Source organism: Pseudomonas gingeri, assembly GCF_013386165.1.
Classification (GTDB): domain Bacteria; phylum Pseudomonadota; class Gammaproteobacteria; order Pseudomonadales; family Pseudomonadaceae; genus Aquipseudomonas; species Aquipseudomonas gingeri_C.
On sequence record NZ_JACAOS010000002.1, the window covers coordinates 174,672 to 196,391 of the forward strand.

Below are 21,720 nucleotides of genomic sequence, written 5' to 3' on the forward strand. Positions count from 1 at the left end.
AACTCGAGGAGCCGTTCATGCCGTCCCAGCATCTGACCGAATACGAAGACGCCAACCCGGAAGTGCGTGCCGTCTACGACGACATCATGCACACCCGCAAGGTCGAGCAGGTCAACAACTTCTGGAAGTGCCTGGCCGCGCACCCGCCGACCTTGCGCCGTACCTGGGAGAGCCTCAAGGAGATCATGGCCCCCGGTGCGCTGGACCCGCTGACCAAGGAGTTGATCTACGTCGCTGTCAGCGTCACCAATAACTGCCCGTATTGCATCGCCTCCCACACCGCTACGGCGCGCAAGGCGGGCATGACCGACGAGATGTTTGGCGAGTTGCAGGCCGTGGTCGGCATGGCCAACGAAACCAATCGCCTGGCCAACGGTTATCGCATACCGCTGGATGAGGCGTTCAAGCTGGACTGAAGCCGCCAGGGGCGGACCCTTTCCGGGAGCCTCTGGAGGCGTTGTGCCTCAACGCGAGCCTAGTGGGGACGCGAGGGTTTGAGCATTTGTATCCACTCGGCAGCAAGGCGATGGCAATCGCCCGGCCAGCGGGCAGTCAGCAGGTTGCCGTCGCGGACTACGAAGCCACGGCCCGGTTTGTTGGCGGAGTCGCGCAGCAGTGCCGGCGGGCCCTGGGCAAAGTCTTTCGGGCTGGCCAGTGCCGCCTTGATCTCGGACTCGACGGTGTGCGGGTAGGTTCGATAATAACGCCCGAGCCAGGGTGCGGTGATCAACCAGGCCGCGAGCTCCATGCTCGCCGACAGCAGGCCGGTGACCTTGCGGCCATACAGCACCGAGCGTCCGGTGTCCGGATCCAGGGTGCGCGCCAGCAACAGCGGGCCGTGGCACACCGAGGCAACAGGTTTGTCGGTCTTGAAGAAGTGCAGGACGATCCGTTTCGCCGCGTCGGACTCCAGCAGGCTACGCATGCCCTCGGCATGGCCGCCAGGCACCAGCAGCGCGTCGAACTGCGCAGGGTCGACATCGGCGTAGGCCAGCGGCTGCTTGAAGTGTGGGTCGGCGATCATCGCCTGGTAGCTTTCCAGATCGGGTTTGCGGGTCATCAGCATCGGGTTGAGCAGGCCGAAGCCTTTTTCCACCAGCCGCGGGTCGGCATAGGCGGGGACGCCATCGGGGGTGGCGAAGCGGATATCCAGTCCTGCGCGGTGCATCGACTGCCAGGGCACGCTGCTTTCGGTGGGGTCGTAGTCGGAATGGGGGAGCAGGATCAAGATCATGCGAAGGCTCTATCGGCATGGGATAGAGTTGATAGTAGCAGCAAGATTATCGCCTGCCCTGTCAACGCTCGACTACCTGCGATGAGGCCCTTGAGTCTTGCGGTGTTCTTACTGGCGCCATCGCCAGCAAGCCGGCTCCCACGGGCCAGCATTTCACCACAAAATATCGTCAGGCCCGGGCCCATGTAGGAGCGAGCTTGCTCGCGATAGCGCCCGTTAGGAAGGGCTTCACCGCGAGCAATCAGGCATCGACCGGCTGCTCCTGCTAGCGTTCGATCGCCAGCGCCACGCCTTGCCCGCCGCCGATGCACAAGGTCGCCAGGCCTTTTTTCGCATCACGCTTGAGCATTTCATGCAGCAGCGTCACCAGCACCCGGCAGCCCGAAGCGCCGATCGGGTGACCGAGGGCAATCGCGCCGCCATTGACGTTGACCTTGGCCGCGTCCCAACCCAGCTCCTTGCCCACCGACAAGGCCTGGGCGGCAAAGGCTTCGTTGGCTTCGATCAGGTCCAACTGGTCGAGGGACCAGCCGGCCTTGTCCAGGCAGCGACGGGTGGCGCTGACCGGGCCGATGCCCATGATCGCCGGGTCGACGCCAGCGTTGGCGTACGCAGCGATCTTCGCCAGCACCGGCAGGCCGAGGGCCTTGGCTTTGGCGGCGCTCATCAGGATCACGGCGGCGGCACCGTCGTTCAGCGACGAGGCGTTGCCGGCGGTGACCGTGCCGTCTTTCTTGAACGCTGGCTTGAGCTTGCTCAACGACTCGGCGGTAGTACCGGCGCGCGGTTGCTCGTCGGTAGCGAAAGCCACTGGATCGCCTTTGCGCTGGGGAATCAGGATCGGGGTGATCTCGTCGACAAAACGCCCGGCTTCGATGGCTGCGACAGCTTTCTGCTGGGAGGCCGCGGCAAAAGCATCCTGTGCCTCACGGCTGATATCGTACTTGGTCACCAGGTTCTCGGCGGTGATACCCATGTGGTAGTCGTTGAACGCATCCCACAGGCCGTCGCTGATCATGGTGTCGACGATCTGCGCGTGACCCATGCGCAGGCCGGTACGGGCACCGGGCATCACGTAGTTGGACAGGCTCATGTTCTCCTGGCCACCGGCGATGATCACCTCGGCATCGCCGCAGCGAATGGCCTGGGTCGCCAGGTGCAGGGCCTTGAGGCCCGAGCCGCAGACCTTGTTCAGGGTCATGGCCGGCACCGCGTGGGGCAGGCCGGCCTTGATGGCGGCCTGGCGCGCGGGGTTCTGCCCGGCACCGGCGGTGAGCACCTGGCCCATGATCACTTCATCGACCTGCGCCCCGTCCAGGCCGGTCTGTGCCAGCAACTGGCGGATCACCGCAGCGCCCAGGTCGACGGCGGAGATGTTCGCCAGCGCACCCTGGAAACTGCCCACCGCCGTGCGGGTGGCGGCCACAATCACTACATCTTGCATCGCTTCATTCCTCATCAGGAAAACTGCATTTCAGGCACGTGGTCGGGAACGATCAGTTTACCCGCGGTCTTGCTGACAATCTCTTCGACGCTGACGCCAGGTGCCCGCTCCTTGAGAATAAACGCGCCGTTTTCGATTTCCAGGTAGGCGAGGTCGGTCAGCACCCGCTTGATGCAGTTGGCGCCGGTCAGCGGCAGGCTGCAACGCGACAGCAGTTTCGACTCACCGTCCTTGGACGCATGGGTCATGGTGACGATGATGTTGTCCGCGCCGGCCACCAGGTCCATGGCGCCGCCCATGCCCTTGACCAGCTTGCCGGGGATCATCCAGGAGGCGATGTTGCCCTGCACGTCGACTTCAAAGGCGCCGAGCACCGTGAGGTCGATATGGCCGCCGCGAATCATCGCGAAGGACTCGGCGGAGGAAAAGATCGACGCGCCGACACGGGCGGTGACGGTCTGTTTGCCGGCGTTGATCATGTCGGCATCGACTGCGTCGTCGGTCGGAAAGGCGCCCATGCCGAGCAGGCCGTTTTCCGATTGCAGCATGACTTCCATGCCGGCCGGGATGTAGTTGGCCACCAGGGTCGGAATGCCGATGCCCAGGTTCACGTAGTAGCCGTCCTGCATTTCGCGGGCGACGCGCTGGGCCATTTGTTCGCGGGAAAGTGCCATGTTCTTGTTCTCCGTTAGTCGAGGGATGGGCCAGGAATCACTTGCGTACGGTGCGCTGTTCGATGCGTTTCTCGAACGTGCCGCAGATGACCCGGTCGACGTAGATGCCAGGGGTGTGGATCTGCGCCGGGTCCAGTTCGCCGGGTTCGACGATTTCCTCGACTTCGACCACGGTGATCTTGCCGGCGGTGGCGGCCAGCGGGTTGAAGTTCTGGGCGGTGTGGCGGTAGATGACGTTGCCGAAGTGGTCGGCTTTCCAGCCTTTGACGATGGCGAAGTCACCGGTGATGGACTCTTCCATCAGGTACGGACGACCGTTGAATTCACGGGTTTCCTTGCCGTCGGCGACCGGGGTGCCGACCCCGGTGGCGGTGAAGAACGCCGGGATACCGGCACCGCCGGCGCGCATTTTTTCGGCGAGGGTGCCTTGCGGGGTCAGCACCACTTCGATTTCACCGCTGAGCAGTTGTTTTTCGAAGAGGGCGTTTTCGCCGACATAGGAGGCGACCACCTTGCGGATCTGCCGGTCTTCCAGCAGCACACCGAGGCCGAAACCGTCGACGCCGCAGTTGTTGGAGACCACGGTCAGGTCGCGGGTGCCTTTGCGCTTGATCTCGGCGATCAGGTTCTCGGGGATACCGCACAGGCCGAAGCCGCCACTCAGGACCGTCATGCCATCCTCGAGCCCGGCCAGGGCTTCTTCATAGGAAGACACGCGTTTATCGAAACCTGCCATATGCACCATCCTCTTGTTGTTTGTCGGACTCGCCGTTGGAGGTGAGTGTTGCTCCGGAAGATATATTTGTTAAGTTGATTTTTAGGGTCGATTGATTGATAAAGATCAACAATGTTCTTTTCTTCCAGTAGAGACCTCGTTCATGACCGTTAAACAGCTTAGGGCCTTTCTTGCGGTTGCCCAGAGCCTGAGCTTTGCCGTGGCGGGCGAGCGTCTCTATTTGTCGCAATCGGCCCTGAGCCTGACCATCAAGGCCCTGGAAGAAGGCCTGGGCGGGCGGCTGTTCAGCCGCAACACCCGCAACGTCGCGCTGACCCCGGAAGGCGAGGTCCTGGTGCCCCTGGCCCGACGCCTGATCGCCGATTGGGACAATGCCGAGGACGAACTGCGTCAGCGTTTCACCTTGCAGCGCGGCCGCGTGACCCTGGCCGCCATGCCGTCATTCGCCGGTAACCTGTTACCACCGATCCTCAAGACCTTCCGCGCACGCTATCCCCAGGTCAATGTCACGGTCAACGATGTGATCAACGAGCAGGTCCTGGAGATGGTGCGCGACGGCCAGGTGGAACTGGGCGTGGCCTTCGAGCCGCAGCAAGGCTCGTCGCTGGCCTTCACGCCGCTTTATATCGACCGTTTTGTTGCCGTGGTGCCGGCGGATTCGCCGTGGGTCGATCTGGCGCAGATCGATTGGCCGACCTTGCTGACGCAACCTTTTATCACCTTGCAGCGCCCGTCCACGGTGCGGGTGATGCTGGAGGAACACCTGCGGGCACGGGACATGAGCTTGCCGGTGGAGTTCGAGAGCCATCAACTGGCAACGGTGGGGCGCATGGTCGCCAGCGGGTTGGGGGTGAGTGCGGTGCCGGCCTTGTGTGTCGGACAGATGCGCGAGCTGGGCGCACGCTGCATCACCTTGTGTGATCCGGTGGTCGAACGGGCTATCGGCGTGCTGACCAAACCCGGTCACGAGCTGTCGGCGGCGGCCCAGGCATTGTTTGATGTGTTGCAGGAGGAAAGATTAAGTTACTTGTATTTCGAAAAATAACTGCATCGGCTGTGGACCTTTTTCTACGATGCGCAATCATTACCCCATGAATATCCGAAGGAGGTGTGTATGTTCATCCGGTCTTTGACCCTCGCTGTACTGTCTATCGTTGCTGCAAGTCCTGTCTGGGCAGCCGATGATGCGTCGCCGCTGGCCCAGGATCTGGGGAAGAACCGGGCGTTGATCGTGATTGCGCCGAGTACGGTGGATCCTACGTTGGTCAGCTTGACGAAGGCCATCGCCGACCCGGCCAACAAGAAGGAGATCGACGATCGCCAACTGGTGCTCTACGAAGTGGCCCAGACCGTCGGCAAGCGCGCGGGTAAATGGATGGAGCAGCCCGCCACCATGGCGCTGATTCGCGGGCTCAAGCTTGGGGTCACACCGGAAGGTGTCTCCACGGTGATCCTGGTGGGCAAGGATGGCGAGCAGACGACCCTGCAGCACAATGGGCCGATTGCACTCAAGGAGGTGTTCAGTGCGATCGATGCACTGCCGGCCTCGGAGAAAGCCGCCGTTGCACCCGCGCCACCAGCGGCAGCGGAAGCCAAGCCGGTGAAGGGCGCGAAAGGTGCCAAGGCCGAGAAGGCCGGCAAGCCGGCGGCTCCGGCCAAGGATCTGGAAGATTGATACGCAACGCTACTTACTGGGCTAATCCATAGAGGTCAGGGTCATGTCGGGCGTTCACAAGGCAGCACAAGTCGGCTTCAGCACTGAAGCCAAAACCTATGCCCACGGGCGTCCTGACTATCCCGCCGAACTGCTGTCTTGGCTGCGTGACACTTTGGGGTTAGTGCCGGGGGCGCAGGCGATCGATCTCGGTGCCGGCACCGGCAAGTTCACTCGTTTGCTGGCGGCGAGCGGTGCCACAGTGACGGCCATCGAGCCGATCGAGGCGATGCGTGCTGAACTGGTCGATCGTCTGCCGCAGGTCCGGGCGTTGTCAGGGACGGCCGAGGCGATGCCGCTGGAATCCGAGGTAGGCGATGCCCTGCTGTGTGCCCAGGCGTTCCACTGGTTTGCCCATGAAGCGGCGCTCGCCGAGATTCATCGGGTGCTCAAACCGGGCGGGCGACTCGGGCTGGTGTGGAATGTGCGTGATGAGTCGGTGGACTGGGTGGCGGCCATCACCCGGATCATTACCCCTTACGAGGGCGATACACCGCGTTTTCATACCGGCGCCTGGCGCCAGCCATTCAACGGCCGCTATTTCTCGGCGCCAGAGCTGAGTTGTTTCGAGTACACCCATGTGGGCCCGCCCGAGGAAGTCATCATCGACCGTTTCCTCTCGGTCAGCTTTATTGCGGCATTGCCGGCAGCGGAAAAGGCTCAGGTGACCGAGCAACTTCAGGCCCTGATTCAAAGCCATCCGGCCTTGCGTGGCCAAGAGACCATCGCCTTTCCTTACCGGACCGAGGCGTATCGCTGCATTCGTCTGGATTGATAGCGGCTGGTCAGCGGGCTACCCGTTGTTTAGGATCGTGCCTTGCAATGGATCAGGGTCATGGAGTGGGTATGAAGGGCAGCTGTGCTTGCGGGGCCGTCGAGTATGAAATCGACGCTATCGATATGCCGATCGGGCATTGTCATTGCCATACCTGCCGCAAAACCCATGCGGCGGCCTTTGCCAGCACCGCTGGGGTCCAGCGCGAGCATTTTCGCTGGCTCAAGGGCCAGGAAACACTCACCGCCTATGAGTCCTCGCCGGGAAAGCTGCGCCATTTCTGTTCGCGCTGCGGCTCGCATCTGATGGCCGAGAGGTTGCACCTGCCTTTGGTGATTGTGCGTGTCGCAACCTTGGATGACGATCCGGGCGTGGTGGCCGAGCAGCATATCTGGGTGTCCCATGACGTGCCGTGGCTGCGCTATGAAGGCATGCCCGAGTATCTGGAGTGGCAGCCGGGGCGATGACTGAGCGACAAAAAAACGCACGCCTGTTCAGTGGCTGCGGCCCGGTGTAACGGGAAGCACCAGCATTCCCACCAGCCCGGGTGGCAGGTCGAGCCCGAAACATCGGTAATCGGCTTCGGGTTCACCGGACCATTCCTCCAGGGCCCGCCCTGCGCATTTCAGCGTTGCCTCGCGCAGGCACCAGGCCTGGGCGAACGCTTGCGCGCGCTGCTCTTGAGCCACTTGCCTCAGGCCTAGTGTTGTTTGCGGCCCCAGGTAGTCGCGCGCCACGCTCTCCCAGTCCGGGATGTCCCGCACCCGCATCAGATCGATACCGACTGGCCCGTACAGGTGCAGGGCGGCGACCGAGATATCGTCTTCGTGACTGATCGAAAGGCCTGGCTCATGGCGCCCGGTGATGAGCACGCGGGGCGCCTGGCCGGGCACATGGGGGAAAGACAATGCGCTGGGCGGTAGGCCCAGCGTCTGGCTAATGACTGCCCTCAAGGCTTCGCGAATCTGTGCCCTGGCCTCGGCGCGGCTGGCACCGGCGGGGTGTCGGGTGCAGATCAGCACGACGCCTTGCTGCGGCGGCGGCAGGGCGCCCGGCCATGGGTGCAGGCTCAAGACGGCCATGGCCTGCCCCTCGGTCATGCCCGGGCGGGAGAGGCCGGGCAGCCCACCCAGCAACTGCCGGCGGGAATATGCTCACCCTTCATGACCAGCGTCAGCGCGCCGAGGTGTGCGCCGTCGGCTACCTGGGCGCTGTACAGCACCGCGCTGCGGGGGCCCATGTAGACACGTTGGCCAATGAGCACGTGATCGATCTTCATGATCCGATCCTCGAACAGATGTGTCTGCGGGCTCGCCATGGCATTCAGTTCACTGTCATCGCCGATGCTGACGCAGTCGAATTCGGTGATGTCGGTGCTGTCCATGTAGACACCTTTGCCGATCTTGCTGCCGAGCAGGCTGAACGCCGGCGGCAACCACGGCGTACCCCGCAGGTAGCGCATGAAGTTGGGCACGGCCATGCTTTCGTAGAGGCTGGTGACGCTTTCCGAGAGCCAGACAAAGGGTGTCCACATCGGTTCGGCGCGTTTGCGGTAACGTCCCACCGCCAGCCATTTGAAGGCCACGACGAACAGGTAGTTGCCCAGGCCATAGGCCAGGCCGATCAATGCCAGCCAGGCCAGCATCTGACCCCAGCGGCCGTCGCTGGCCAGCGGCATCAGGTCGAGGGTGACGGTATAGCCGACCGCGATCACCAGGGCATGGGGGGTGACGATGCGCAAGCCTTCGATCAAGCCACGGGACAGGCGCCGCAACGGTGACGGTCGGAACGTCAGGGACTCGGGATAACCGCTGGCCTGTTCGCGAGCCGGCAGGTTGATCGCTGGTGAGCCCAGCCACGTGTCGCCGTCGGACAATTGCCCATTGGCCGGCGCGCAGGAGTGCACGCCGATCAGCACATTTTCCGGCAGCACGGTGCCATCTGGAATGTAGCTGCCGTTACCGACGAAACTGCGGTTCGACACCACGGTCGGCTGAACGGACATCCAGCCACCCTCGACCTGCTCGTCACCGAGCATCACGGCGTCGGCGATAAAGGTTTCGTCCCCCAGGGTCAGCATGTACGGCACCACGCCCTGGGCGCTGGAGATCTCCGCGTCGCGGCCGACCTTGACCCCGAGCAGGCGATACCAGAAAGGTGCGTACACCGTGGCATAGAGGCCGGACAAGGTGTTCAGGCTCGACTCCTGGATATGGCTGACCAGCCATTTGGCGCAATAAGTGTTGCTGTGCAGCGGATAACGTCCGGGCGCCAGGCTGGGCAGGGCGATCTTGCGGATGGCGGCCGAGGCCAGGGCGGTGATGACGATCAGTACGGCGCTGGTCGGGAACGCCAGTACAAAGTAGCGGGCCAGTTGCACGCCGATTCCGTTGCCCTGTAGCCAGGGCATCAGGTTCTGTGCGTCGATCCAGTCCATCAGGGCGAAGGCCGGGAACACCGGAATAAAGAACAGCGTGGCAATCAACAGGATGCCGAACACAAAGAACAGGTTTTCGGCAAATCGACGTCGCGCCGTCACCTGTGGCCGTGGTGGCAGGCGCTGCGGATCGTAGGCGCCGGTATCCCGGGCCGGCGCGCCGCCCCGGATGCGTCCGGCGGGCACGTTGCATCCATCGGCGAGGGCCGACTGGCCTTCCAGGCGGGCGCAATGACCGAGGCCAGTGTTGCCTTCGAGGATCGCATAGGAGCCGACGCAGGCCTGCTCTTCCAGGGTGATGGGCCCCAGATGCAGCTGGCCGCGCTCGACGCGGGCGTTTTCGCAACTGACGGCGTTACCGATACTGACGCCGGAACCGAGGGTCAACAGGTCCGGTGCGCGCAAACTCATGGAGCCGACCGTGACGTCGTTGCCGATCTTGGCCCCGAGAGCCCGCAGCCACAGGGGATAAAGCGAAGAGCCGCTCAACAGATAGACCGGCGCTGACTCGATCATGCGGTCGGCGACCCACCAGCGGTAGTAGACCAGGCCCCACAACGGGTAGGTCCCGGGCTTCATGCGCCCGGCCACCAGCCATTTGCCGGCGATGGCGATGATGAACTGCATGACCGTCGCCAGCAGGAATACCCCGATGGACGCAAGCGTGGCGACAGACAGGGAGTCGCCCGGTGCGCCAGTCAGGGAGTGAAAGGTAAAGAACGGGGCCAGCCATTGCATCATCCGCAGGCAGACCATCGGCGGTAATGCCAGGGCCTGCGCCGCGGCGCAACGCCAGCGGCGGAAGGCGGACGGTGGTGTCCATGGGGCCTGGACCGTCAGCGGTTCCTGCGTCAACGCCAGTACCGCGGCAATCGCACCGATGCGCCGTTGCTGGTAAATATCGCGCACCGTCACGTGGGCGAAGCGAGCGTCGGTACGCAAGGCCGACGCCAGGCGTGCGGCGAAGAAGGAGTGACCGCCCAGGTCGGTGAAAAAGTCCGCATCGCGACGGATGGGCTGACCGGGGAACAGCGTTGCCAAGGCGTTGAACAGAGCCTCTTCGGCTGGCGTCTCGGGGGTGTCGGAGTCCAGGCCGGCAAGGTTGGCGGATACACTCAGCGGGCGAGCCTTGAGGGTCTTGCGATCGATCTTGCCGGAGGTCAGGCGGGGCATGCTGTCCAGCAACTCGAAGTGTCCCGGCACCATATAGGACGGTAATTGCAACTGCAGCGCCTTGCGCAGTTGCGGGACCAATGCGCTTTCACACAGCGACTGGTCAGGCACCAGATAGGCGACGAGTTGGTCGATGCCATGGTCATTGCGCAGCAGCACCGCCACGGTGCCGACGCCCAGTTGTTGCGCCAGCAGGGCTTCGATTTCACCGAGCTCGACCCGGAAGCCACGAATCTTCACCTGATCATCGGCGCGGCCCAGGCACTGCACCTGGCCGTCGACATCAATGCGCGCCAGATCGCCGGTGCGGTACAGACGGGCATCGTGGTAGCCGGTGCTCCAGGGGTTGGGCAGGAACTTCGCGCGGGTCAGGTCGGGCCTACCCAGATAACCGTCGGCCAGGCCCGGACCGATGATGCACAGTTCGCCGGTTTCTCCCCGTGGCAGCAGGGTGGGCGTACGCTCGGGGGAAGGGTCGACGTCGTTGGCGATCACCAGCAGGCCATAGTTGGGCAGCGGTGTACCGATGGTCACCGGCCGGCCGGGTGAAAGGCGGGCAAGGCTGGCCGAGACCGTGGCCTCGGTGGGGCCATAGGTGTTGAAAATTTCGCGACCCGGCCGGCTCCAGCGCTCCACCAGCGATTCGGGGCACATCTCGCCGCCGAGGTTGATCAGGCGCAGGCTGGGCACTTCCTCACTGAACAACGCCAGCAGGGTCGGCACGGCATGCAGCACGCTGATCTTCTGCTCGGTCAGCATGCGCGGCAGGGTTTCCGGATCGCCGCTGATCTCCTTGGGACCGATCCACAGCGTTGCTCCCACCAGGTAGGCGATCCAGATTTCCTCGAAGGACATGTCGAAGGCGACTGAAAAGCCCTGGTAAACCCGGTCAGAGGCTTGAATACCGAGCACCGCGTTTTCGCTTCGCAGGAAATGGCAGATGCTACGCTGGGAGATCAGGATGCCTTTCGGTTTGCCGGTTGAACCCGAGGTATAGATGACATAGGCGGGGTGATCGGGCAGGGCGCCGCTGCGGCGTGACAACACGGCGTCGGTTGGAGTCAGCAGGGTTTCGGCGGTCCAGAACCGCAGGCCGGCCTCTTTCAGGCTCGGCGCCAGCTGTTCACAGGAGACAACGCCCACGGCGGCGGCATCGGCCATGCAGATTTGCAGGCGTTCGACAGGTGTGTCCTGGTCCAGCGGCAACCAGGCGGCACCGGCCTTGGCGATGCCGGCTTGCATCACCAGCAACTCGATGCCGCGGGGTAGCCACAGTCCGACGATCTGTCCTGGGCGCACACCCGCCTGGATCAGGCCAGACGCCACCCGATCGGCTTGTTGGCTCAGTTCGCGGTAAGTGAGCTGGCGCTCGCCGCAGATCAGTGCGATCTGATCCGGGGTCCGCCGGGCGCTGTCCTCCAGCAGGTCGGCCAGGGTTTCCTCGTGGAGTAATTCAGGTTGGATAGGGCCATATAGTACGTCCGATAAGAACGCTGTCTGACGTTGTTTTTGCATGATCGCTTTATTCATAAGCGGGGTATTCCCTGTTTTGTTAGGGGCGGTCCGACGCCTTTGCCCTCTGGGGTGAAGCCGGCAGGAGGGCCAATGAACTACACGGGCTCTATCATTGAAAAAACTGTGTTTGTATCTGTTTTGATACAATTCATTCCGAGCAAGTCCATGATTGAGCCCGTCAGCGCTTCAGATTTTGCCGCCAGTGCGGACGACAACTTGAGTCTCTCAGAGCGCAGCTGTACGGAAGTTGAACGCTGGGTAGGCATGCACAAATAGGGTGCACGGGCAGAGCACGAAGTCCAACAAACAGGGGACCCGGAGCGAAGTTCGAGAATGGAACAGGAGACGAGCGGTAGGCGTGCAGCAACCTGGGAAAGTCCCTGGGTCAAAGTTGTTATAACGTTAGATTATATTTTTATAAGCGCTCATAACTTTAACCGCTATGCTGCGGGCCAGATTTTTTGTGGTCGTGCTGAATTCACAGGGCTTGCTAATGGATGTCGGTAATTTCGGTTTTGTCGTTGCAGGTCTGGTGGTCGGTTTCATCGTCGGGATGACCGGAGTCGGTGGCGGTTCGTTGATGACGCCGATCCTGCTGTGGTTCGGTATCAACCCGGCCACTGCGGTGGGCACGGACTTGCTGTACGCGGCGATCACCAAATCCGGAGGCGTTCTCGTTCACCGGAAGAACGACAATATCGACTGGAAAATCACCGGTTGGCTGACCCTGGGCAGCGTGCCGGCGGTGTTGTTGACCTTGTGGTTTCTGAGCAGCCTGCATACCGCGCCGGAAGCCTTGAACAGCATCATCAAGCAATCCTTGGGTTTTGTGCTGTTGCTGACGGCCCTGGCGGTGCTGTTCAAGAACAAGTTGCTGGCGTTTGCCCATCGACGCGGGGTCGATCACTCGCAGATCAGTGACTCGAAGTTGAACGGGCTGACGGTGGTGACCGGCTTGATCCTCGGCACCATGGTGGCCTTGACCTCCATCGGTGCGGGTGCCCTGGGCACTGTGGCCTTGTTTATCCTTTATCCGTTCCTGCCGACCCGGCGCCTGGTGGGGACGGAAATCGCTCACGCAGTGCCGCTGACCCTGGTTGCGGGCCTGGGGCATGCAAGCATGGGCAATATGAACTGGGAGCTGTTGGGCTTCCTGTTGATGGGCTCGTTGCCGGGGATCTACATCGGCAGTCACCTGGCCGGGCGGGTGCCGGATAATATCTTGCGGCCTTTGCTGGCCTTCATGCTGTTTTCCATCGGCTACAAGCTGGTGTTCTGAGCGCTATGTCAGCCGGCGAGCATCTTTCGATTCCACGGCATCCGCACCAACACACGGGCTAAACCACAAAAACCGGACCAGCCCGCAAACACGAGACCGGCCCCGACGAAGCCCGACAATAGTGGCAAATATGGACGGCGGAAATGAAGAGCGTCGGATGGACTTCGAATTGATCGCGAGGGTGCATGAACCACCTCGGGTAGGCCGTTACCGGTCGATTTGAAAAAACTCACGCCGGACGGCCATTCTCATAACGAGCCAATAGAGGCAGTATGCTATCGGTCTGCGGGTGCTTCAGCTGGTGGGCACCAAAACGAATAAGCGATTGAAAAAACGCTATAGGCTTTACTGGCAAGGCACATGGCTAGTAATCAGTCATTGAGTATCGCCAATTTTTGGCTTTGGGAGCGCTGATGAGTGTTCGTCCATTGACTGACTCCCCGATGCAATCGAATGATTGCGATGTGATCGCCCCTCAACTGCAAGGGGATACGCCTGGTATGGCCTACGTTGGCAAAGAAGACTCAATCGAACACTTGCTGGACTCAGCGCGCAACTGGGCCCATACCACCACCTGGGTGGTTTATCGCGCCGGGGAGCAAATGCATCGGGTCGGCCAGGGCGACCCCTCACTACAGTGGCCCTCAAGCGTTGCCAATGAAGAGTTTGAAGCCTTTTGCCTGACCCGCCAGTTGCACCGCTGGCCGACCGGCAGAGGCGAAGGCGTCCTGGGTTGGCTGCTCGCGCCCCTCAAGGATGCCGCGGAACCGGCACTCGCCGAATTCGCCCAGCGCCTGGGCATTGAGATTCAGACCCATACCCTGGCCCGTGCGCAGATCACTCAGCGTGTGCTGTACGAGATTACCTACCTGGCCAGTTCGACCCGCGACCGCTCGGTGTTCCTGGTGGGGATTCACCAACTGCTGGCCAGCCTGATCGACGCCGAGAACTTCTACCTCGCACTGTATGACCCCCTCAGTGGCAAGATCGACTACCCGTACTACGTCGACATTATCGACGTGGATGCCCTGGAATCCGAGAACTACGAATACCTTGACCCTGCGTACCTGTCCTTGACCGGCCAGGTGCTGACCACTGGCCAGCCGCTGTTGATCGACTCCGCCGGCATTCTCGCGGCCCAGGCGGGAGGACTTTTCCACTGCGTGGGTGATCGTCCCGAATTCTGGATGGGCGCACCGTTGAAAAATGCCTCGGATGAGGTGTTTGGCATGCTGGCGATGCAGGTCTATGACGTTGCCCGCATCTACAGCGCTGAAGATCGCGCGCTGTTTCTGGTGGTGGCCCGCCACGTGGCCATGGCGTTGGATCGGATTCTGCACCGAGCGGACCTGGAAGAGACGGTGATGCGTCGTACCCTGGAGCTTTCGGCACTCAACGATGCCTTGAGGCAGGAGGTGGTGGACCGGGAGCGCGCCGAACATCTGCAGAGTGCGTTGTTCCAGATTGCCGAACTGTCGAGCCAGCCTGGCGACATGGCCGAGTTGTTTCAAACCCTGCATGGCATCGTCGGCGAGCTGCTGTTCGCGCAGAACTTCTACATTGCGCTGTTCGACGACGCGACCGGCGAAGTGACCTTTCCGTACTATGTCGATGAACGACTGGCCATCCGCCCGGCGGCACGACGCGGGCGCCGGGGTTTGACCGAGTACGTGATCCGCCAGCGTCGACCTTGCCTGATCGATGCCGCCGAGTCCGAGCGGTTGTCGGTGAGCGGCGAAACCGAAAGGGCCCATGAGTCTGTCAGGGCCTACTCCTGGCTGGGCATTCCCTTGTTCGATGGCGAGGTGGTGCGCGGCGTGCTTGTCGTACAAAGCTACACCTCGCAGGTACGTTACACCCTGCGTGACCAGGAACTGCTGACGTTCGTGTCGCGGCACATCGACACAGCGCTGTCACGGCGCACGGCCGCCGAAGCGATCCACGCCGCCAACCTCATGCTCGAAGCCCGGGTGCAGCACCGCACCCGTGAACTCGATCATGCCAATGCCAAGCTGCAACACGAAAACGCCCACGATGCGCTGACCGGACTGGCGAACCGTACCTACCTGCAACAGCGCCTCCACCAGGCCTGGTCGCGGTTCGAGAGCAACGGTGGGTACCTGGCGGTGATGTTCATCGACCTCGACCGTTTCAAGATGGTCAACGACAGCCTCGGTCATCATTTTGGCGACCTGCTGTTGATGCAGGCCGCCGACCGTTTGCGCGGTTGCCTGCGTGACAACGACATGCTGGCCCGCCTGGGCGGTGACGAGTTTTCGGTGCTGGCTCCCGAGGCGCCGCTGGACGTGGTGATCGAGATTGCCGAACGGATCCTGGTGGCGTTCGACCTGCCGTTTTTTATCAATGGACATGAGGTTTTTTCGTCCTGCAGCATCGGTATTGTCAGCGCCGACAGCCAGTTCCATCACGAGCCGGCCGACCTGCTGCGCGATGCCGATGCGGCGATGTACCGGGTCAAGAGTGCCGGGCGCGACAGCTACGCGGTGTTCAACCAGGAAGTGCGCCGCGAAGTCTCGGACCAGGTTGAGCGTGAAGGGGCCTTGCGCAACGCCCTCAAGCGCACCGATGAACTGCTGCCGTATTTCCAGCCGATTGTCAGCGTTGAAAACGGCGAACTGCTGGCCCTTGAAGCGCTGGTCCGCTGGCATCAACCGGGTGGCCGGGTGGTCGCGCCGGGCGAGTTCCTGCCGGACTTCGAGGGCTTGCGCCTGATCGGTCGACTGGACCTGTACATGCTGACCCGCATTGCCGTGATCCTCGCCCAACCCCAGCACGCCAACTGGCCGCCGGTGCACGTCAATTGCTCCAGCTACAGCATGACGCGCGCAGATTTCGCCAGCGATGTGCTTGCGTTGCTAGCGCTGCACCAGGTCTCGCCATCGCGGATCTGCCTGGAACTGACCGAAGGTGCCCTGGTGGCAGAACCGGCCATGGCTCGACGTACCATGCAACAACTGGCCGACAACGGCATGTCGGTGGTGCTCGATGATTTCGGGTCGGGGTTTTCATCCCTGAGCTATGTGCATCAGTACCGTTTCAGCGGCTTGAAGATCGACAAGTCGTTCATCCTCGAACTGACCGCCAGTTCCCGTAGTCGCGCGATTGTCCGGGCGATTGTGCGAATGGCTGAATCCCTTGACCTGAGCGTGGTGGCCGAAGGGGTCGAGGATGCCGCGACGCTTGATTTGCTGCGGGAAATGGGCGCGGGGCAGGCCCAGGGTTATTATTTTGCCAAGCCGATGGGGTTGGAGGCGTTGATGGGGTGTTTCGCCGGCAGCGGATCGGTTCTTGGCTGGGGTGGCTCGATCGGTGGGACTGCATTCGTTCAATGATGGCGCTATTCAAGGGTTTTCAATAAAATACGCCATTCCAAAGTCTGTCAGCGACCTCATCATGCATCGAGTTGGATTCTTCGTTTGCCGTGGCCACGATCCTCTTGATCTTGCAGGGCCACTCTCGGCTTTCAACCAGGTGGCCACAGCCGTTGGTCATACGCCCTATGAACTTCATGTCGTCTCGCAGCCCGGAGGCGCCATTCTTGGCAATACGGGCCTGGTGATCGAGACGAAGCCGATCGGGAAGGGCACGTTTGACACTGTCATATTCGTGGGCGGTGATATCGATCCGATGCAGGCATCGGAGAACATCGCTGCTGCCAAGCAATTGGCCTCCAATGCCTCGCGGGTGGCAAGCGTGTGTACGGGGGCGTTCTTGCTGGCGGAAACCGGCCTGCTGGACGGACTGAGAGCCACCACGCACTGGCGCTATGCGGCGCAATTGCAGTCACGCTTCCCTCGCACCCGGGTCGAAGGGGACAGTATTTACATCGCCGACGGACGTATTTGGACGTCGGCGGGCATCGCTGCTGGAATCGACTTGGCGCTCGCCATGATTGAACGAGATATGGGGCCGGAAACCGCGCGGGCTACCGCCAGGCTTTTGGTCGTGCCCTATCGTCGACCAGGGGGACAGTCGCAATTCTCCGCCATGTCGCAAATGGAACCGGAGTCGGATCGCATCCGCATGGCTCTGAACTTTGCCCGAGAACATCTGGCTGAAGCGCTACCTGTCGAGCGACTCGCCGATGCCGCAAGATTGAGTCTGCGGCAATTCGGGCGGGCATTTCGCCGGGAAACGGGTGAAACACCCGCCAAGGCGGTTGAGCGCTTGCGTGTTGAAGCCGCGCGTCTGCGCCTGCAGGATGGTAGCGAACCGATCGAACAGATTGCCTTGGCGGTGGGATTCACCGATCCAGAGCGGATGCGCAGGGCCTTCGTCAAACTGCATGGACATCCGCCGCAATCGATCCGCCGCGAGAGCCGATTGAACGGTGAGCGCTGATCGATCGATGGCCGATCAGCGCGTTTCGCTTAGCGGGCGGTTGCCTGACTGGGCATTGGCGAATCATTCCAGATGTCGCGGTGCAGCTTCCAGGTGTCGCCCTGCTTCAGGAAGATGAGGGTCTGTTTACCGCGGTACTTGAGCTTTCCACTGTGATCACGGATCTCGGCATCCGAGACTTCGGTCACGATCTGATCGTTACCGTAGAACTCGTAATTGCTGAAAGAGACGGTGCTCGGCAAGGACCCGGTATAGCCCTTGGTGAAGTATCCGGCGATCGCGCTGGCCCCGATGATCCTGTCACCCGTGGGTGGCAAGAGTGCGCCATCTTTCGTATAGAGGCGGCCTATCGCCTCATAATCACCGCGCCCGAAGGCTTGCGCCCATCGTGCGTTTTCGGCCTTGATGGCCGCTTCGGGTGGGTGTTGCGAGTCACTGGCAATTGCCGGAGCGGCAAAGGTGAAAAGGGCGGTGCAGGCTACAAGGGCGGCAGTACAAAGACTGATCTGGCGCATCTGATGGTTTCCGATCTTGGCTTGAATGGGAGGGGGCTGCACCCGATTGGGCAGGTGCAGCCGACGATGTTGGTTGTGGCCTTCATCAAGGCCGGCGGTGTGGTCATGCGAGTGTTTCAGCGAACGCCGGGGATTCGTGCGAGTCCCTTGGAAGCACCGGGCAGTACCTTGTCGACCATCGCAACGACTTCTGGCCGAGCCTCTCTGGGGTGACCTGAATGGAACGGCGGGGCGGGGTCATATTCGATTGCGAGTTGCGTGAATTCGGCGGCCTGTTGACCGCGCAGCTTTGCGGCAACGCGGAGTGCGAAGTCGATGCCTGCCGTCACGCCGCCACCGCTCATGAACCGGCCGTTGTCGTCCTCCACGAAACGATCCGGAACAGCGATAGCTCCGTACTCGGTCAGCTTGTTGACGAAGGCCCAATGGCAGGCGCTGCGCTTGCCCTTGAGAATGCCGGTTGCGGCGAGCACGAGCGATCCATTGCAGACCGACGTAATATGCTTGGCGCTTTCAGCCAGACGCAGGATTTGTGCCTGGTATTCCGGTCGCATCGGCGCCGACAAGTCAGAACCGCCAGGGACCAGGAGCACGTCGGTCTTCTCAATGTCGGCCAGTCGTTCAGTGTTGCCATACACGACCCCGAATTCGAGGGTCACGTTGCCGCCATTGAGGCTCGCATAACGAACCTTGGTATTCGGTAGCCGGTGAAAAATCTCGCTGGGGCCGGCGAAATCGAGAAGCGTGCCGCCGTCGTAATTCACGATCAATATATTCAGCGGTTCGTTCGGGGCCAGTTCTCCGCCGTTGCCGGCCTGCGCGAGAGCGGGAGTTGCACGGCCAAGCAGAGCCCCACCGCCCAGGATGGCGCCGAGCGTGACGATGCTTCCGAGCTTGAGAACATCGCGGCGCGAATTGCCCGTTCTGACGGGTGGCTCGCCGGTGGCGCTGTTTTCGCTATTGTCGGTCAAGGTACTGTCTCCTTGTGCTGGGGCCGAAGCCTCAAAGTTGTGAGGCGCCGCCGTCGACGACCAGTTCGGTGCCGACTACGTAGGAGGATTCGTCGCTGGCGAGATAGAGCGCTGCATAGGCAATGTCCTCTGCCTTGCCCATATGGCCCACCGGAACAGCCTGGGCGAACTCGGCCTTACGGTCGCGAACCCACTCATCGGACATCCCCCATTTGCTGATCAGGGGCGTGTCCATCGCGCCGGGCGCGATCGCGTTGAAGCGGATTTTTCGGTCGAGAAACTCGTAGGACCAACTGCGGGCAAGCGATCGCACGGCTGCCTTCGCCGCCGCCGTCAACGAGATGCCATGCTTGCCGGTCTGCGCGACGAACGAGGTGTTGAGAATGACTGAAGAGCCTTCTCGTAAATCAGGCAGCACCGCCTGAAGCGTGACCACCACGCCCTTGACGTTGATGTCCATAATCTCGTCATAGAGATCGTCGTCGATGTCGTTGAGCGCGGATGGGAACGCGTGGCCTGCGTTGGCAAACACCACATCCAAACCACCGAATTTCTCCTTCACCTCAGCGGCAATCGCCCGCATGTCCTCAATCGAACGTACGTCGCCCTTGAGAACCAGCGCGTTCTCGCCCAATTCGGCCTGCACACGCTCAAATGCGGCAACATCGCGGCCGGTAACCGCGACCCGAGCACCTTCGGCAATGAAGAGCTTGGCGGTCGCGAGACCGATGCCACTCGTACCGCCGGTGATCAAAGCTGACTTGTTCTTGAGTCTCATCTTGCGTTCCTCTTTCTGCCCCGTGATTGATCAGGCCGAAGGTTCAACGCGCAATCGCGTTTGTCTCGGCTCGATGTGTTGCGCAAATTATGGGAGGCGAAGGAGGTGGCGCAAAGGTCTTATATCCCTCAAAAAACGTCACCTTGCCATAGGCTTAGGGCATCGTCTCGACGTGGAACCTCGCGCAATCACCGTGGCTGGTGGCAAGCGTTCACGAGGATTCACATCGATCAAAGCGTTCCGCCGTCAAGACTGATAAAATCCGTTAGCTTCCTAAATAGATAATGGTGAGACGCCCACAATGAGTAACGACCTGAGCGAGGAGGAAATGCGCTTGGCGCTGTTTGGTCCCTCCAGCCAAAGCCCTGATCCGGTACCGGCGCCAGCCCCTGAGGCTGTGCCTGAGCCAACGTTCGTAGTCACGCCTGCACCTGCTCCCAAGCCTCGACGCGTTGCGAAAGCACTCTCCCCAAAGCTGCGAGTCACGTTGCGCGCTACCAAGCAGTTTGGCGGCGACGTCGAGGTGCTGACCTACGATGCCAATACCCTGAGCACCTTCATCGCGGAGCAAGAGGCCAAGGCCGAGGCGAAAAAGAAGAAGTTCCGGTATTTCGAAGTGGTATCGATCAAGTCCATCTAGCGTCGTGCTTTACCCATTCTTTACCTGCCCTTGCGTTTTGTTCGCCAGAGGGTCGGTTACGCTGCTAGCCATCTTGATCTTGACGACGTTGTGAATCGAATGAACCTTCAACCTCGGTACTGGCTAGCGGTGGGCGCCTTAGTGGGCAGCTTGGGATTGATCTCGGGTTGTGCGGGGGATCCGCCAGACCCGCGTATCGGATTCACCGAGCTGGTCAATAAAGATCTGGCCAGCGCCTATCAACCGTCCCACAACGAAACGGCCGGCTGGGACGCGACCTGGCAACTCGATCAGCAATCGGTGGGTGTGGCGTGGTTGGCGCCGGCTACCCACGAGCGCTTGCCGCTGATTATTTACTTGCCGGGGCTGGGCGAGCCGGCTTCAGGTGGAGTGGAGTGGCGCAAGGCTTGGGCGCAAGCCGGCTACGCAGTGCTGTCCGTTCAGGGGCACGCCTATGATCAGTCGATTTTTGCGTCGCCGCAGGCGTTGGATGGCGACTTTCGTGGCGTGGCGAGCAGTCATTACACCGCCGCCGCCTTGCGCGACAGGCTGTCCACATTGCAGAAAGTCCTGACTGAGGTTCGGGCCCGGGCCGCGAAAGGGGACGCGCAACTGGCCGCCATCGACTGGAACCAGGTCGTGGTGGCAGGCTTTGATTTTGGCGCGCAAACCGCTGAGGCCCTGGCCGGGGCACTGGAACCTGGCGCTACGTCAGGCGTTGCGATTCAGCCCAAGGCGGTGTTGCTGCTCAGCCCTTATGTGGAAGCCGGCGCCCGGCGAGAGCTGTTCGCGCAGATATCGGCGCCCGTGCTGTCGATGACCGGTCAGGAGGATGAGGACCCGTTCAACTGGGTCAGTTCTTATCGCCAGCGACAAGTCCTGGGCGAATCGGTGACGGTGGCTGGCAGTGTTCAGTTGGAGCTGAACAAAGCGACGCACAAGACCTTGTCCGGGACCGAGTTGTTCAACCGTCCGAAAAAGGCCGAAAAGGGCGGCGATCCGCCCAGCGATGCTTCCAAAGGTAGAGGGCACAAGCACGGCGCCAAATCCGGCGGCGGTGTCCATAGTCCGATGGCGGGCGAGCCGGCCCCGGATCCCAAGCAAGTGGCTGCGATTCAGGCCGTGGGTGTGGCGTTTCTGGATAGCCGCATCAAACACAATCCTGCGGCCACTGAATGGTTGCTGAAGGGCGCGCCGGGTTGGCTGGAGGGAGCGGGGCGGTTGAAGTAGTTTTGTTTAGCCAATAAAAAAGCCCTGAACAGGTTCAGGGCTTTCCGGTGTTCCAGCTATTCACTCAAGGTGAACAGCCACATCAATCCCAGCTCAACGCACCGCCAGTCTGATACTCGATCACGCGGGTCTCGAAGAAGTTTTTCTCTTTCTTCAAGTCCATGATCTCGCTCATCCATGGGAACGGGTTGGTGGTCCCTGGGTACTCTTCCTTCAAGCCGATCTGCGACAGGCGACGGTTGG

At 61.5% G+C, this 21,720-nt stretch carries 20 protein-coding genes and 1 pseudogene; 11 read left to right on the plus strand and 10 right to left on the minus strand.

What is annotated here, in order from left to right:
• The first annotated feature begins 17 nt into the window (after positions 1-17).
• On the plus strand, positions 18-416 hold the full coding sequence (locus tag HX866_RS04580) for a carboxymuconolactone decarboxylase family protein (RefSeq protein WP_177138256.1): 399 nt from the start codon (positions 18-20) through the stop codon (positions 414-416).
• A 59-nt stretch (positions 417-475) separates the two neighbouring features.
• Here the strand turns inward: HX866_RS04580 and HX866_RS04585 are convergent, their stop codons facing one another.
• From HX866_RS04585 to HX866_RS04600, 4 genes are all read right to left on the minus strand, one after another.
• A complete protein-coding gene (locus HX866_RS04585; protein ID WP_177125037.1) occupies positions 476-1,234 on the minus strand; it encodes a DJ-1/PfpI family protein in 759 nt (252 codons plus the stop codon).
• Positions 1,235-1,499: 265 nt separating this feature from the next.
• On the minus strand, positions 1,500-2,678 hold the full coding sequence (locus HX866_RS04590) for an acetyl-CoA C-acetyltransferase (protein ID WP_177094341.1): 1,179 nt from the start codon (positions 2,676-2,678) through the stop codon (positions 1,500-1,502).
• Positions 2,679-2,692: 14 nt separating this feature from the next.
• A complete protein-coding gene (locus tag HX866_RS04595; protein WP_177094342.1) occupies positions 2,693-3,352 on the minus strand; it encodes a CoA transferase subunit B in 660 nt (219 codons plus the stop codon).
• Positions 3,353-3,389: 37 nt separating this feature from the next.
• On the minus strand, positions 3,390-4,088 hold the full coding sequence (locus HX866_RS04600) for a CoA transferase subunit A (protein ID WP_121139145.1): 699 nt from the start codon (positions 4,086-4,088) through the stop codon (positions 3,390-3,392).
• Positions 4,089-4,230: 142 nt separating this feature from the next.
• Here HX866_RS04600 and HX866_RS04605 point away from each other — a divergent pair, with 142 nt between their 5' ends.
• The 4 genes from HX866_RS04605 (at position 4,231) to HX866_RS04620 (ending at position 7,044) form a co-directional block, all read left to right on the plus strand.
• Positions 4,231-5,133, plus strand: a complete 903-nt coding sequence (locus HX866_RS04605) for a LysR family transcriptional regulator (RefSeq protein WP_177094345.1) — start codon at positions 4,231-4,233, stop codon at positions 5,131-5,133.
• Positions 5,134-5,202: 69 nt separating this feature from the next.
• Positions 5,203-5,763 (plus strand): DUF4174 domain-containing protein, encoded by a 561-nt coding sequence (locus tag HX866_RS04610; RefSeq protein ID WP_177094346.1) that lies wholly within the window; start codon positions 5,203-5,205, stop codon positions 5,761-5,763.
• Between the two features lie 43 nt (positions 5,764-5,806).
• Positions 5,807-6,577 carry a class I SAM-dependent methyltransferase gene (locus HX866_RS04615; protein WP_177094348.1) on the plus strand — a complete coding sequence of 257 codons (771 nt, stop codon included), beginning with the start codon at positions 5,807-5,809 and terminating at the stop codon, positions 6,575-6,577.
• Positions 6,578-6,648: 71 nt separating this feature from the next.
• Positions 6,649-7,044, plus strand: coding sequence for a GFA family protein (locus tag HX866_RS04620; RefSeq protein WP_177094350.1), 396 nt, complete (start codon positions 6,649-6,651; stop codon positions 7,042-7,044).
• A 27-nt stretch (positions 7,045-7,071) separates the two neighbouring features.
• Here HX866_RS04620 and HX866_RS04625 read toward each other — a convergent pair whose 3' ends face one another.
• Positions 7,072-7,659 carry a 4'-phosphopantetheinyl transferase family protein gene (locus HX866_RS04625; RefSeq protein WP_177094352.1) on the minus strand — a complete coding sequence of 196 codons (588 nt, stop codon included), beginning with the start codon at positions 7,657-7,659 and terminating at the stop codon, positions 7,072-7,074.
• A gap of 14 nt (positions 7,660-7,673) precedes the next feature.
• Entirely contained in the window at positions 7,674-11,717 is a 4,044-nt protein-coding gene (locus HX866_RS04630; protein ID WP_177138257.1) for a Pls/PosA family non-ribosomal peptide synthetase, read from the minus strand.
• A gap of 75 nt (positions 11,718-11,792) precedes the next feature.
• Between HX866_RS04630 and HX866_RS04635 the strand changes: the two genes are divergently transcribed.
• The 4 genes from HX866_RS04635 (at position 11,793) to HX866_RS04650 (ending at position 17,343) form a co-directional block, all read left to right on the plus strand.
• A complete protein-coding gene (locus tag HX866_RS04635; protein ID WP_177094356.1) occupies positions 11,793-11,978 on the plus strand; it encodes a hypothetical protein in 186 nt (61 codons plus the stop codon).
• A gap of 217 nt (positions 11,979-12,195) precedes the next feature.
• On the plus strand, positions 12,196-12,981 hold the full coding sequence (locus tag HX866_RS04640; protein WP_177094358.1) for a sulfite exporter TauE/SafE family protein: 786 nt from the start codon (positions 12,196-12,198) through the stop codon (positions 12,979-12,981).
• Between the two features lie 413 nt (positions 12,982-13,394).
• A complete protein-coding gene (locus HX866_RS04645) occupies positions 13,395-16,334 on the plus strand; it encodes a bifunctional diguanylate cyclase/phosphodiesterase (RefSeq protein WP_177138258.1) in 2,940 nt (979 codons plus the stop codon).
• Positions 16,335-16,395: 61 nt separating this feature from the next.
• Positions 16,396-17,343: a GlxA family transcriptional regulator gene (locus HX866_RS04650; protein WP_177105963.1), complete on the plus strand. Its 948-nt coding sequence runs from the start codon at positions 16,396-16,398 to the stop codon at positions 17,341-17,343.
• 29 nt (positions 17,344-17,372) lie between these two features.
• Here HX866_RS04650 and HX866_RS04655 read toward each other — a convergent pair whose 3' ends face one another.
• The 3 genes from HX866_RS04655 to HX866_RS04665 all read right to left on the minus strand — a co-directional run bounded on the left by HX866_RS04655 (position 17,373) and on the right by HX866_RS04665 (position 19,607).
• Complete coding sequence (locus tag HX866_RS04655; RefSeq protein WP_177094359.1) at positions 17,373-17,858, minus strand: YybH family protein; 486 nt, start codon at positions 17,856-17,858, stop codon at positions 17,373-17,375.
• Positions 17,859-17,974: 116 nt separating this feature from the next.
• Complete coding sequence (locus tag HX866_RS04660; protein WP_177126733.1) at positions 17,975-18,829, minus strand: DJ-1/PfpI family protein; 855 nt, start codon at positions 18,827-18,829, stop codon at positions 17,975-17,977.
• 31 nt (positions 18,830-18,860) lie between these two features.
• Positions 18,861-19,607 (minus strand): SDR family oxidoreductase, encoded by a 747-nt coding sequence (locus HX866_RS04665; RefSeq protein WP_177094363.1) that lies wholly within the window; start codon positions 19,605-19,607, stop codon positions 18,861-18,863.
• 301 nt (positions 19,608-19,908) lie between these two features.
• Between HX866_RS04665 and HX866_RS04670 the strand changes: the two genes are divergently transcribed.
• Both HX866_RS04670 and HX866_RS04675 read left to right on the plus strand, forming a co-directional pair.
• Positions 19,909-20,247, plus strand: a complete 339-nt coding sequence (locus HX866_RS04670) for a hypothetical protein (RefSeq protein WP_177094365.1) — start codon at positions 19,909-19,911, stop codon at positions 20,245-20,247.
• A gap of 99 nt (positions 20,248-20,346) precedes the next feature.
• A complete protein-coding gene (locus tag HX866_RS04675) occupies positions 20,347-21,477 on the plus strand; it encodes an alpha/beta hydrolase (RefSeq protein ID WP_177138260.1) in 1,131 nt (376 codons plus the stop codon).
• Between the two features lie 82 nt (positions 21,478-21,559).
• Here HX866_RS04675 and HX866_RS04680 read toward each other — a convergent pair.
• Positions 21,560-21,720, minus strand: a pseudogene (locus tag HX866_RS04680) (ribonucleotide-diphosphate reductase subunit beta); the annotation flags it as partial.

Excerpts from the sequence above, each read along its gene's own strand:
- HX866_RS04620 (WP_177094350.1), top strand. The coding sequence starts at position 6,649 with ATGAAGGGCAGCTGTGCTTGCGGGGCCGTCGAGTATGAAATCGACGCT.
- HX866_RS04665 (WP_177094363.1), bottom strand. The coding sequence starts at position 19,607 with ATGAGACTCAAGAACAAGTCAGCTTTGATCACCGGCGGTACGAGTGGC.
- HX866_RS04655 (WP_177094359.1), bottom strand. The coding sequence starts at position 17,858 with ATGCGCCAGATCAGTCTTTGTACTGCCGCCCTTGTAGCCTGCACCGCC.
- HX866_RS04635 (WP_177094356.1), top strand. The coding sequence starts at position 11,793 with ATGAACTACACGGGCTCTATCATTGAAAAAACTGTGTTTGTATCTGTT.
- HX866_RS04590 (WP_177094341.1), bottom strand. The coding sequence starts at position 2,678 with ATGCAAGATGTAGTGATTGTGGCCGCCACCCGCACGGCGGTGGGCAGT.
- HX866_RS04610 (WP_177094346.1), top strand. The coding sequence starts at position 5,203 with ATGTTCATCCGGTCTTTGACCCTCGCTGTACTGTCTATCGTTGCTGCA.
- HX866_RS04585 (WP_177125037.1), bottom strand. The coding sequence starts at position 1,234 with ATGATCTTGATCCTGCTCCCCCATTCCGACTACGACCCCACCGAAAGC.
- HX866_RS04625 (WP_177094352.1), bottom strand. The coding sequence starts at position 7,659 with ATGGCCGTCTTGAGCCTGCACCCATGGCCGGGCGCCCTGCCGCCGCCG.
- HX866_RS04630 (WP_177138257.1), bottom strand. The coding sequence starts at position 11,717 with ATGAATAAAGCGATCATGCAAAAACAACGTCAGACAGCGTTCTTATCG.
- HX866_RS04615 (WP_177094348.1), top strand. The coding sequence starts at position 5,807 with ATGTCGGGCGTTCACAAGGCAGCACAAGTCGGCTTCAGCACTGAAGCC.
- HX866_RS04645 (WP_177138258.1), top strand. The coding sequence starts at position 13,395 with ATGAGTGTTCGTCCATTGACTGACTCCCCGATGCAATCGAATGATTGC.
- HX866_RS04650 (WP_177105963.1), top strand. The coding sequence starts at position 16,396 with ATGCATCGAGTTGGATTCTTCGTTTGCCGTGGCCACGATCCTCTTGAT.
- HX866_RS04640 (WP_177094358.1), top strand. The coding sequence starts at position 12,196 with ATGGATGTCGGTAATTTCGGTTTTGTCGTTGCAGGTCTGGTGGTCGGT.
- HX866_RS04670 (WP_177094365.1), top strand. The coding sequence starts at position 19,909 with ATGAGTAACGACCTGAGCGAGGAGGAAATGCGCTTGGCGCTGTTTGGT.
- HX866_RS04675 (WP_177138260.1), top strand. The coding sequence starts at position 20,347 with ATGAACCTTCAACCTCGGTACTGGCTAGCGGTGGGCGCCTTAGTGGGC.
- HX866_RS04595 (WP_177094342.1), bottom strand. The coding sequence starts at position 3,352 with ATGGCACTTTCCCGCGAACAAATGGCCCAGCGCGTCGCCCGCGAAATG.
- HX866_RS04580 (WP_177138256.1), top strand. The coding sequence starts at position 18 with ATGCCGTCCCAGCATCTGACCGAATACGAAGACGCCAACCCGGAAGTG.
- HX866_RS04600 (WP_121139145.1), bottom strand. The coding sequence starts at position 4,088 with ATGGCAGGTTTCGATAAACGCGTGTCTTCCTATGAAGAAGCCCTGGCC.
- HX866_RS04605 (WP_177094345.1), top strand. The coding sequence starts at position 4,231 with ATGACCGTTAAACAGCTTAGGGCCTTTCTTGCGGTTGCCCAGAGCCTG.